Source organism: Streptomyces sp. NPDC104831 (assembly GCF_055583025.1).
The window spans coordinates 82,969-93,427 of the sequence record NZ_JBVJOT010000026.1; the positions used below are offsets into that span (position 1 = coordinate 82,969).

The following is a 10,459-nucleotide window of genomic DNA, read 5'->3' on the forward strand; positions in this document are numbered from 1 at the left end:
GCACCACCCCGTCTTGAGGAGTCCTCCGTGGCCATCTCGGTCTTCGACCTGTTCTCGATCGGCATCGGCCCGTCCAGCTCCCACACGGTCGGTCCGATGCGCGCGGCGCGCATGTTCGCCCGCCGGCTGCGCAACGAGGACCTGCTCGGCTCCGTCGCCTCCCTGCGCTGCGAGCTGTACGGCTCGCTCGGCGCGACCGGCCACGGCCACGGCACCCCGAAGGCGGTGCTGCTCGGCCTGGAGGGCGCCTCGCCGCGCACGGTGGACGTGGAGACGGCCGACGAGCGGGTGGAGGGGATCCGGCAGGCGAACCGCATCGCGCTGCTCGGCGAGCACGAGATCCCCTTCTCCTACGACGACGACCTGGTCCTGCACCGCCGCAAGGCCCTGCCCTACCACGCGAACGGCATGACCCTGTGGGCGTACGACGCCACGGGCGCCGAAGTGCTGACGAAGACGTACTACTCGGTCGGCGGCGGCTTCGTGGTGGACGAGGACGCGGTGGGCGCGGACCGGATCGTGCTGGACGACACGGTCCTGAAGTACCCGTTCCGCACGGGCGACGAGCTGCTGCGCCTGACGAAGGAGACCGGCCTGTCGATCTCCTCCCTGATGCTGGAGAACGAGCGGGCCTGGCGCACCGAGGACGAGATCCGCGCCGGACTGCTGGAGATCTGGCGGGTGATGCGCGAGTGCGTGGGGCGGGGCATGTCCCGGGAGGGCATCCTGCCCGGCGGGCTGAAGGTGCGCCGCCGCGCGGCGGTCTCGGCCCGCCAGCTGCGCGCCGAGGGCGACCCGCTGGCGCACGCCATGGAGTGGATCACGCTCTACGCCATGGCGGTCAACGAGGAGAACGCGGCCGGCGGCCGGGTGGTGACCGCCCCCACGAACGGCGCGGCCGGCATCATCCCGGCGGTCCTGCACTACTACATCAACTTCGTGCCGGGCGCGGACGAGGACGGCGTGGTCCGCTTCCTCCTCGCCGCCGGCGCGATCGGCATGCTGTTCAAGGAGAACGCCTCCATCTCCGGCGCCGAGGTCGGCTGCCAGGGCGAGGTGGGCTCCGCCTGCTCCATGGCCGCGGGCGCGCTCGCCGAGGTGCTCGGCGGCTCCCCCGAGCAGGTGGAGAACGCGGCCGAGATCGGCATGGAGCACAACCTCGGCCTGACCTGCGACCCGGTCGGCGGCCTGGTGCAGATCCCGTGCATCGAGCGCAACGGCATGGCCGCGGTGAAGGCGGTCACGGCCGCGAAGATGGCGATGCGCGGCGACGGCTCCCACAAGGTGTCCCTCGACAAGGTCATCAAGACCATGAAGGACACCGGCGCGGACATGAGCGTGAAGTACAAGGAGACGGCCCGGGGCGGCCTGGCCGTGAACATCATCGAGTGCTGAACCGGTACGATTTCCGACATCACCGTCACAAATAGCTTTTTTCACCTCACCGAGGGCTACCATCGGTGGCGTGATCGACCTGTACCCCGCGCTGTGGGGGCTGCTCGGCAGCAGTGTGGCCGAGGCGCTCAACCTCTCGGCGCTGATGCGTCCGACGGGTCCGCGCAGCCGCTGGCGCTGGCCCTGGCGCACCCGCGCCGACCGGCCGGTGATGCTGGTGGCCATCGGGCTGCGGCTGTTCGCCGGGTTCGGGCTCACCGCCGCGCTGGGCAATTCCGGTCAGCTGCCGAACGCGACCGCCGCGTTCGCCGTGGGGGTGACCACCCCGCTGGTCGTCGCGAAGTTCTTCCAGGCGATCCCGATCACCGGCGCGGGCGCGGGTCAGCAGCCCGAGCCCCCGCTGCCCACCGCCCGGCAGGCCGGCGCGGACGCGGAAGAGGCGCTGTCGCAGCCGAGGGGGTCCAGTGCTGCGAGCTGACAGCGCGCTCGGCCGTCTGGTGCTGGCGCTGGCCGTCCGCCCTGCCGACCCGCCGCCGGCGGCGCACGCGCGCCCCGGCACCCGGCTGAGCGCTGCCCTGGGGGCGCGCCCGGTGCCGCCCGCCGCGGCTCCCGCGCGGGCGCGGGCGCGATACGGGCCGGCGGCCCGGGGGCGGCGGCTGCCGGGGCTGCTGACCACCTGGCTGGTCGTCCTCACGTGCCTGACGGCCGCGGCGGTGCAGGAGGTGCTGCCCGGTCCCTGGCACGAGGTGGAGCCGGAACAGATCCGGGCGCCCGCCCCGGAACACTGGCGGCTGACCGCCGCGGGACGGCTCGGTCCGCGCGGCCGGGCCGAGGCGCTGGCGTTCACCCCGGACGGCCGGCTGCTGGTGACGGTCACCCGGTCCGCGGCCAGCACCTGGGACCTGGCGGATCCCGGGCACCCGGAGCGGGTCCCCGTCCGCGGGGGCGTGCGCCGGGTGACGGCCGTGGCGACGAGTCCGGACGGCCGCACGCTGGTGGCGGCCGGGGGGCCGGACGTACGCGCGCTCGCCGTCGGCTCCGGGGCGACCCGGTGGTCCGTGGACGGCGCCCCGATGGAGGTGAAGGCCGTGGCGGCGGGCCGGGACCGGGTCCTCTTCGCCGACTCGGGCACGACCGGCTCGCCCCGGCTGGCCGAACTGCGCCTCGACCGGGGACGGCCGCGGCCGCTGACCACCCTCAGCCGGTTCCACCAGGCGGTCGCCGCCGCCCAGTTCTCCTCCGACGGCCACACCCTCGCCGTCGCCGGCGCCGAGGGGTCGGTGCGGTTGTGGGACGTGTCGGATCCCCGGCGCCCCGAGGCCGCGGGTCCCTCCTTCGGCGGTGCCGGGGAGCGGACGACCGCGCTCGCCTTCAGTCCCGACGCGCGGCTGCTGGCCACCGTGGACGCGGCGCGGACCGTGCGGCTGTGGGACGTCACCGACCGGGCCAGGCCGCGCCCGCTGGGCGGCCCGTTCGGTGACGCGGCCGAGCGTGTCACCGCGCTCGCCTTCAGCCCGGACGCCCGGCTGGTGGCCACCGTGGGCGCCGACGGGACGGCGAGTCTGTGGTGGCGTTCGTCCGGCCCGCCGGCCGCTGTTCCCCCAGGGACTGCCGCGCGGTGATCGATCCGCCCCGCGCCGGGCGACGACAACGACCGCGAGGCCGCCAGGACGCCGAGCGAGCTGTACGGCAAGAGCCGTAACCAGGACCTCGGCAGCTGTCCGGGCCACCTGGACGACATGGCCCTCTGGAACCGACTCCGCCCCGGCCGTCCGCCGGCCGTCGTCAAGGTGGAGATGAAGGTGGGCTCCAACGACAAGGCGGGCACGGGGCCGGACGGGTCCGGCACGCCACGTTCCGGCTCCGGGCCGAAGGTTCCGGCCACGGACGCACAGGGCACAACCCCTGCATGCTCCATGGCATCGACGTCAGCGCCTTCCAGTCCTCCTCCTACGCCACGGACGGCCTCTCCTTCGTCTTCATCAAGGCGACGGAGGGCCGTTCGTACGTCAACCCCAGACTCGCGGCCCAGACCAAGCGCGGGCGCGACGCGGGCCTGGTCGTCGGCTTCTACCACTTCCTGTGGCCGGGCCATCTGAGCGCCCAGGCCGATTACTTCCTGCGCCACACCCCGGACCGGCCCGGCGACGTCCTCGCCGTCGACTGGGAGAACACCGGCGAGGGGACGCACGCGAGCAACGCGGAGAAGGACCGCTTCATCCGCAGGCTCAAGGAGCTGCGGCCGGACAACCGGGTCGTGCTCTACTGCAACCGCCACTTCTGGCTGAACATCGACACCACGTCCTACGCCGGGGACGGGCTGTGGATCGCCGACTACGTCACCGCGGGCAAGCCCCGCGTCAAGGCCAAGTGGCGGTTCCACCAGTACACCAGCGAGCCCCACGACAAGAACGTGGCCCGTTTCGCGGAGAAGGACGACCTGCGCGACTGGGCCACGCCCTGAGGGCCGGGCGGCGGGCTTCTCAGTACCGGAAGTCCGCCGGGCGCTGCGCGGACGCCTCCGACAGGGCCGCCCGTACCGCGTCCGCGCCGGCCCGCAGGCCGTAGACCGGGGTGTCGGGCTGCTGGCGCCAGGAGTCGTCGATGCCGCCGGCGTCGACCGTGTCGAAGCCGAGTTCGTCGATCAGGGCGCGCACCCTCGCCTTGGCGGCCTCGTCGTCCCCGGCGACGGGGAGCGCCATCCGGTCGGGGTGGCCGGCGGGCAGCGGGCGGTCGAGGATGTCCTGGGCGTAGGTGCCGTTGAACGCCTTGATCACGGGGTGGCCGAGGTGCCGCTCGACCCAGCGGCTCTCGGTCAGGCCGTCGTCCTCGATGGCGTCGATCCGGCCGTCGCGCTGCTTGGGGTAGTAGTTGTTGGTGTCGATCACCGCGGCCCCCTCGGCCGCCCCGTCCAGCAGGCCGGCGGGGAGGTCCGGGACCGCCTTGAGCGGCACGGTGACGACGACGACCTCGGCGCCCTCGGCCGCCTCCTCGGCGCGCACCGGGGTGGCGCCGGTCTCCGCCGCCAGGTCCTTCAGGGTCTCGGGGCCGCGCGAGTTGGCGACGGAGACGTCGTGGCCGAGGGCGGTGAGCCGCCGGGTGAGGTTGCCGCCGATGTTTCCCGCACCGATGATGCCGATCTTCATGGCCGACCTTCCGGATAATTCATGCGTGTGCATGCTTCTGCCGCCCGGGTCAACCCCGCGGACCGTCGGCCTATTCCGGTCCCGCGCCGAACGGGTGGGGTCGCCTTCGCCAAGGCGTTCAAACGCGAGTTCGGAGTGCCTCCGGGCCGGCACCGCAGGGCGGCCGCGGCGGGATGAGCCGGTGGGCGGCCCCGGCGGTCGTCAGGGCGCCGGCGCCGTCCCCTCGCTCCCCGCCCGCAGCAGCCCCAGGGTCGACTCCAGCTCGGCGTGCAGGGTGGTCGCCGCCGTCTCCGGGTCGCCGGCGACGACGGCCTCGATCAGTCCCGTGTGGGTGTGGTCCCCGGTCCCGGGATCGGCTTCGCGCAGGCGGGTGAGGTCCAGGAGGCCGATCAGGCCCTCGCGCAGGACGGGGACGAACTCGGTGAACAGGTCGGTCAGCACCGGGTTGTGGGCGGCGTCGACCACGGCCGCGTGCAGGGCGATGTCGGCCTCCACGAAGGCCGCGTCATCGGCGGTGACGGCCCTGCGGCGGCCCTCCAGCACGGCCCGCAGTGCCGCGATGTCCTCGGGGGTGCGGCGCCGGGCGGCGAGCCGGGCGGCCTGGACCTCGACGCCCATGCGGACCTCGTAGACGTCGGTGACCGCGGCCCGGCGCAGCCGGGCGGGCCAGTCGGCGACGGGCTCGGTGGCGGTGACGAAGACCCCGGCGCCGTGCCGGGGCCGGACCAGGCCGGCGCCGGCGAGGGCGCGCAGGGCCTCGCGGACCGTGGAGCGGCCCACCCCCAGCTCCCTGGCCAGCGTGGTCTCGCCGGGCAGCTTGCCGCCGACCGGCCAGTGTCCGGCCGCGATCTGTTCGCGCAGGCGCTGCGCGGCCTGTTCGACCAGCGGGCTGGGGCGGAGGGCACCGAGCGGCATCGACGTCACCAACTTGTCCGGGGAGTACGGGGCTTGCCCGACGATTCTCACTTGTCTGAGGAGCGGAGGAGTCGCTAGCGTACCCCGCATGATCCGCGGTCTGCTTCTTCTCGGCTGCCGCGGCGGGGTCTGACGCGACCGGCGCCCCGCCGCGGGGCTCCGTGCTGCCGGTCACCGTCCGACCGAGCCGAAGGCCACAGCCGACGATGACCACCGCCCCACCCGTCTGGAACCCGCAGCGGCCCAGCCGCATGCCGTACCACCGCTACCGCCCCTACCAGGACCGCGTGCGCGTCCCGGCCGACGACCGCCGCTGGCCCTCCGCCCGCGTCGAGCGCGCCCCGCTGTGGGTCCCCGTCGACCTGCGCGACGGCAACCAGGCGCTCGCCGAGCCGATGGACACGCCCCGCAAGCGCCGCTTCTTCGATCTGCTGGTGGCGACCGGCTTCAAGGAGATCGAGGTCGGCTATCCCTCCGCGAGCCGCACGGACTTCGACTTCGTCCGCCACCTCGTGCGCGACGGCGCCGTGCCGGACGACGTGACGCCCGTGGTGTTCACGCCCGCCCGCGCCGACCTGATCGACCGGACCTTCGACGCGATCGCCGGGCTGCCCCGGGCCGTCGTCCACCTGTACATCGCGACCTCGCCGGTGTGGCGGGACGTGGTGCTCGGGCGGAGCCGGGCCGAGGTGTGGCGGACCGTGCGGGAGGCGGCCGGGCACATGGCGCGGCGCGCCGGTGACGCGCCCGGTGTCCGCTTCCAGTTCTCCCCCGAGACCTTCAACCTCACCGAACCCGACTTCGTGCTGGAACTGTGCGACGGACTCACCCGGCTGTGGGACGCGAGCCCCGACCGGCCGGTGATCCACAATCTGCCGGCCACGGTGGAGATCTCCACCCCGAACGTCTACGCCGACCAGATCGAGTACATCCACCGCAACCTGTCCCGGCGGCGGTCCGTCATCCTCTCCGTCCACCCGCACAACGACCGCGGCACGGGCGTGGCCTGCGCCGAACTCGCCATGCTGGCCGGGGCGCAGCGGGTGGAGGGCTGCCTCTTCGGCAACGGCGAGCGCACCGGCAACGTGGACCTGGTGACCCTCGCCCTCAACCTCTACGCCCAGGGCGTCGACCCGATGGTGGACCTCGGCGACATCGACGCCGTACGGGAGACGGTGGAGCACTGCAACCGGCTGCCCGTGCACCCCCGGCACCCGTACGCCGGCGAGCTGGTCCACACCGCGTTCTCCGGCACCCACCAGGACGCGATCAGCAAGGGGCTGGCCCACCACGCCCGGCGGGCGGCCGAGGCGGGGCTGAGCGAGCGGGAGGCGCCGTGGGAGGTGCCGTACCTGCCGGTCGACCCGGCCGACCTCGGGCGGTCCTACGAGGCGGTGATCCGCGTCAACTCCCAGTCCGGCAAGGGCGGAGTGGCGTACCTGCTGAACCGGCACGCGGGGATCGACCTGCCGCCGGACATGCGGCCGGAGTTCGCGCGGATCGTGCAGGAGGCGACGGACGACAGCGGCCGGGAGGCCACGCCCAAGGAGCTGTACGAGCTGTTCCGGGCGGCCTATCTGACCGAGGGCGCGGTACGGCTGCACGCCTGGTCCGCGCACGAGGAGGCGCCCGGCGTCCACCGCTTCGTCTGCACCCTGGAGGCCGGCGACCGCGTCGGCGACCACGAGGGCACGGGCGCCGGTGTGGCGACGGCCTTCGCCGACGCGCTGGCCGGCGCCGGGCTCACGGTGGAGATCCTGGACTTCGCCCAGGACGCGACGGCGTCCTTCGCCAAGTGCCGGGTCGCCGGGGTCACGGCCTGGGGCGCGGGCACGGGCCCGTCGGCCGGGGTGCGGGCGGTGCTGTCCGCGGTGAACCGGGCGGTGCGGTGAGGGAGGTACTGCGCGCCGAGGACGTCCATGTCGTCCGGGACGGGCGGCCCCTGCTCCAGGAGGTGTCGCTGACCGTGCGGCCCGGTGAGCACTGGGCGCTGCTCGGCGCGAACGGAGCGGGCAAGTCCACGCTGCTCGGGCTGCTCGGCGCGGTGGTGCACCCGACCCGGGGCACGGTGGAGGTGCTCGGGCACCGGCTGGGCCGGGTGGACCTGCGTCAGCTGCGGGCCCTGATCGGTCATGTCGACCCGCGCCATCCGCTGGCCTCGCCGCTGCGGGTGCGGGACGTGGTGCTGACCGGGGCGACGAACTCCGTCGAGCCGGTCCCCCGGTGGCGGCCCACCCCGGAGCAGCTGGAGCGGGCCGAGGCGCTGCTGGACACGCTGGGGCTGGGCGCGCTGCGGGACGCCCGGTGGCCGACGCTGTCGCAGGGGCAGCGCGGCCGGACGCTGATCGCGCGGGCGCTGATGCCCGAGCCGCGGCTGCTGCTCCTGGACGAGCCGGCGACCGGCCTGGACCTGCCCGGCCGGGAGCGGCTCCTCGAAGCGCTCGAGAAGGTGCGGGCGGAGCGTCCGGAGCTGGCGACGGTGCTGGTCACGCACCATCTGGAGGAGTTGCCGACGGGCACCACGCACGCCGTGCTGCTGCGCGCGGGCCGGGTGCTGGCCTCGGGTCCGGTCGACTCGGTGCTCACCGGAGACCGGGTCGGCGCGTGCTTCGGGCTCCCGCTGGCGCTCCAGCGGCACGAGGGCCGCTGGAGCGTGCGGATCCGGCGCGCGTGACCGTGTGACGAAGGGGGTGCCCGGTCCGCCCGGGGCGGGGCACCCCCTGCCGTCATGGGGTCACTTGTTCAGGTAGGACCAGAACTCGTCGAACGACAGGACCTTGTCGCCGTTGAGGTCGCGGGACTTGATGATGGCCTCCGCGACCGTGTCGGTGACGTTCCAGTCACCCTGCTGCGCCAGGGCGGACTTGAACTCCGCGGCGGTGATGAATCCGTCACCGTCCGCGTCGATCCGCTGGAACTGCTTGCGTGCTTCCTCGATGTCCGCCACCGATCCGCCCCTTTTACTCGTGTTTCTCATGCCGTACTGGCGTACTGACGCTGGTCAGATTAACGGCCCGCACGAGCGCGGAGTGCGGCGACCACCCAGGCGAAGTCCTCGGCGTGCGGTGGGGCGGGCTGCCGGTTCACCACGGCGAGCAGTTCCCGGTAGCGGGCCACGCGCTCGTCGAAGCCCGCCGTCATGCGCTCCAGCGCGTCGGCCCGGTCGGCGTCGCCGAACAGCTCCTCCAGCACCTCCTCCGCGGCGGGGTCGGTCGGATCGATGCCGCGCTCACGGGCGGGGGCCGCCAGCTCCACGAGCCGCTTGGCGAACCACAGGGTCCGCCCGCGCGGCTCACCGGGCCGCCGGTCGGCCGCGTTGAACTCGACGGCCCGGCGCATCTGCGCCCGGAACCCCGGGTCCTGGAGCATTTCCGCCAGCTCCACCCAGGCGTCCACCTCCTCGGGCGTGGGGTCCTCCGCCAGGTGGACGGCGGTGCGCCGGATCCGCTCCTGGACGTCGGGGTCCACGGTGTCCAGTCCGTGCAGCGTCTCCGCCACGAACTCCTCCATGATCCGCTGTCGTTCGGCGGCGGACAGCCGCGCGAGCTTGTTCACGAGTGTCGTCTCCTTCGCCTCGGCGCCCCTTCGGGCGACGGTCGACAGCACCGCGCGGGTCACCCGCAGCGACCGGATCCGCGCGTCCAGCGCCGCCACGTGCGTGGCCGCGACCTGGGCCACGGTCCGCTCGCCGGCCAGCACCGTGCGGATCTCGTCCAGGCCCAGCCCGAGTTCGCGCAGGGTGCGGACCAGCTCCAGCCGGGCGGCGCTCGCGGCGTCGTAGAGTCGGTATCCGCCGGCCGAGCGGGCGACTGGGGCGAGCACACCCTCGTCGGACCAGTAGCGGATGGTGCGCACGCCGAGGCCGGTGGCCCGGGCCAGGTCGCCGATGGTGAACAGCCTGGTGCCGTCGTCGTTCATGGCTGGGAGTCTGGGCCTTCCAGTGGGTGGAGACTCAAGAGGGGGCGTGGGCCTTGGAGACCTTGCGGGACATTCTCGACGCGGCGGCGGCGGGCGTCTTCCCGCCGGCCGACGGGGGGACGACGGTCGTGGCGCAGCCCTCGCCCCGGGACGCCGGTGTGCTGTCCTTCACCGCGCACACGGTGGTGTTCACCGACGAGGACCCCGGATGGGTGGAGGAGGCGCTGCGCGCGGCGGACTGCGATCCGCTCGCCGCGTCGCTCAACCCGCGCTTCCTGACGGCCCTGCTGGACCGGACCGGGCGCACGGCCGAGACGGTCGACGCGCTGCTGGTGGGCGAACCGCTGCCGGGCGCGCCGGCGTGCGCGCTGCGGGAGGTCGAGGATCCCGGGCACCCGCGGATCGCCTACGCCCGCCGGGGCCGGGACGAGGTGCGGGCCTGGACCGCCGACGGCGGGGTGCTGGTGATGGGGCGGGGGGTCGCCGGGCGGCTGGAGGTGTCGGTCGAGGTGGACGCCGGCGCCCGGCACCGGGGGCTCGGGCGGCTGCTGGTGACCGCCGCCCGGCAGCTGGCCGGGGAGCCGCTGTGGGCGCAGGTCGCACCGGGGAACGCCCGCAGCCTGCGGGCGTTCCATGCGGCCGGGTACCGGCCGGTGGGCGCGGAGCTGCTGCTCCGGCGGAAGACACCGACGGGGCCGGGCCGGTAGCGGGACGGCCGGCAAGGCGGCACGGCCGGTAGCGGCGCGCCGGGAGGCGGCACGGCCGGAAGGCGGCACGGCCGGGACGGCACAGCCGGGAAGGCGGCACGGCCAGGACGGCACAGCCGGAAAGGCGGCACGGCCAGGACGGCACAGCCGGAAAGGTGGCACGGCCGGGACGGCACAGCCGGAAAGGCGGCACGGCCGGGACGGCACAGCCGAGAGGCGGCGCGACCCGAAGGCGGTACGGCCGGAAGGCAGCACAGCCAGGACGGCACAGCCGGAAAGGCGGCACGGCCGGGACGGCACAGCCGGAAAGGCGGCACGGCCGGGACGGCACAGCCGAGAGGCGGCGCGACCCGAAGGCGGTACGGCCGGAAGGCAGCA

General features: G+C 74.3%; 11 protein-coding genes. 7 read left to right on the forward strand and 4 right to left on the reverse strand.

Translation table 11 applies throughout. The features are described 5' to 3' along the window. Positions 1-27 precede the first annotated feature (27 nt). The 4 genes from ACZ63H_RS19405 to ACZ63H_RS19420 all read left to right on the forward strand — a co-directional run bounded on the left by ACZ63H_RS19405 (position 28) and on the right by ACZ63H_RS19420 (position 3,859). On the forward strand, positions 28-1,395 hold the full coding sequence (locus ACZ63H_RS19405) for an L-serine ammonia-lyase (RefSeq protein WP_469866548.1): 1,368 nt from the start codon (positions 28-30) through the stop codon (positions 1,393-1,395). A 70-nt stretch (positions 1,396-1,465) separates the two neighbouring features. Further along, a complete protein-coding gene (locus tag ACZ63H_RS19410; protein ID WP_189756669.1) occupies positions 1,466-1,873 on the forward strand; it encodes a hypothetical protein in 408 nt (135 codons plus the stop codon). After that, positions 1,860-3,017: a WD40 repeat domain-containing protein gene (locus ACZ63H_RS19415; protein ID WP_469866550.1), complete on the forward strand. Its 1,158-nt coding sequence runs from the start codon at positions 1,860-1,862 to the stop codon at positions 3,015-3,017. Before ACZ63H_RS19410 ends, ACZ63H_RS19415 begins: the two co-directional genes overlap by 14 nt. Before the next feature lie 287 nt (positions 3,018-3,304). Next, entirely contained in the window at positions 3,305-3,859 is a 555-nt protein-coding gene (locus ACZ63H_RS19420; RefSeq protein ID WP_469866552.1) for a glycoside hydrolase family 25 protein, read from the forward strand. Positions 3,860-3,878: 19 nt separating this feature from the next. Here ACZ63H_RS19420 and ACZ63H_RS19425 read toward each other — a convergent pair whose 3' ends face one another. Next, positions 3,879-4,541 (reverse strand): NADPH-dependent F420 reductase, encoded by a 663-nt coding sequence (locus ACZ63H_RS19425; RefSeq protein WP_469866554.1) that lies wholly within the window; start codon positions 4,539-4,541, stop codon positions 3,879-3,881. Between the two features lie 201 nt (positions 4,542-4,742). Then, the gene (locus ACZ63H_RS19430) at positions 4,743-5,456 is read right to left on the reverse strand and encodes a FadR/GntR family transcriptional regulator (RefSeq protein ID WP_469866556.1); all 714 of its coding nucleotides are present in this window, start codon (positions 5,454-5,456) and stop codon (positions 4,743-4,745) included. A 206-nt stretch (positions 5,457-5,662) separates the two neighbouring features. Here ACZ63H_RS19430 and ACZ63H_RS19435 point away from each other — a divergent pair, with 206 nt between their 5' ends. Both ACZ63H_RS19435 and ACZ63H_RS19440 read left to right on the forward strand, forming a co-directional pair. After that, the gene (locus tag ACZ63H_RS19435; RefSeq protein WP_469866558.1) at positions 5,663-7,348 is read left to right on the forward strand and encodes a 2-isopropylmalate synthase; all 1,686 of its coding nucleotides are present in this window, start codon (positions 5,663-5,665) and stop codon (positions 7,346-7,348) included. Continuing rightward, positions 7,345-8,130, forward strand: a complete 786-nt coding sequence (locus tag ACZ63H_RS19440) for an ABC transporter ATP-binding protein (protein ID WP_469866560.1) — start codon at positions 7,345-7,347, stop codon at positions 8,128-8,130. The genes ACZ63H_RS19435 and ACZ63H_RS19440 overlap by 4 nt, the downstream gene beginning before the upstream one ends. A 60-nt stretch (positions 8,131-8,190) precedes the next feature. Here the strand turns inward: ACZ63H_RS19440 and ACZ63H_RS19445 are convergent, their stop codons facing one another. Next, the gene (locus ACZ63H_RS19445) at positions 8,191-8,403 is read right to left on the reverse strand and encodes an EF-hand domain-containing protein (RefSeq protein ID WP_467941458.1); all 213 of its coding nucleotides are present in this window, start codon (positions 8,401-8,403) and stop codon (positions 8,191-8,193) included. A gap of 59 nt (positions 8,404-8,462) precedes the next feature. Next, positions 8,463-9,374, reverse strand: coding sequence for a MerR family transcriptional regulator (locus ACZ63H_RS19450; protein WP_469866562.1), 912 nt, complete (start codon positions 9,372-9,374; stop codon positions 8,463-8,465). A 53-nt stretch (positions 9,375-9,427) separates the two neighbouring features. Here ACZ63H_RS19450 and ACZ63H_RS19455 point away from each other — a divergent pair, with 53 nt between their 5' ends. Next, positions 9,428-10,081, forward strand: coding sequence for a GNAT family N-acetyltransferase (locus ACZ63H_RS19455; RefSeq protein WP_469866564.1), 654 nt, complete (start codon positions 9,428-9,430; stop codon positions 10,079-10,081). Positions 10,082-10,459 lie beyond the last annotated feature (378 nt).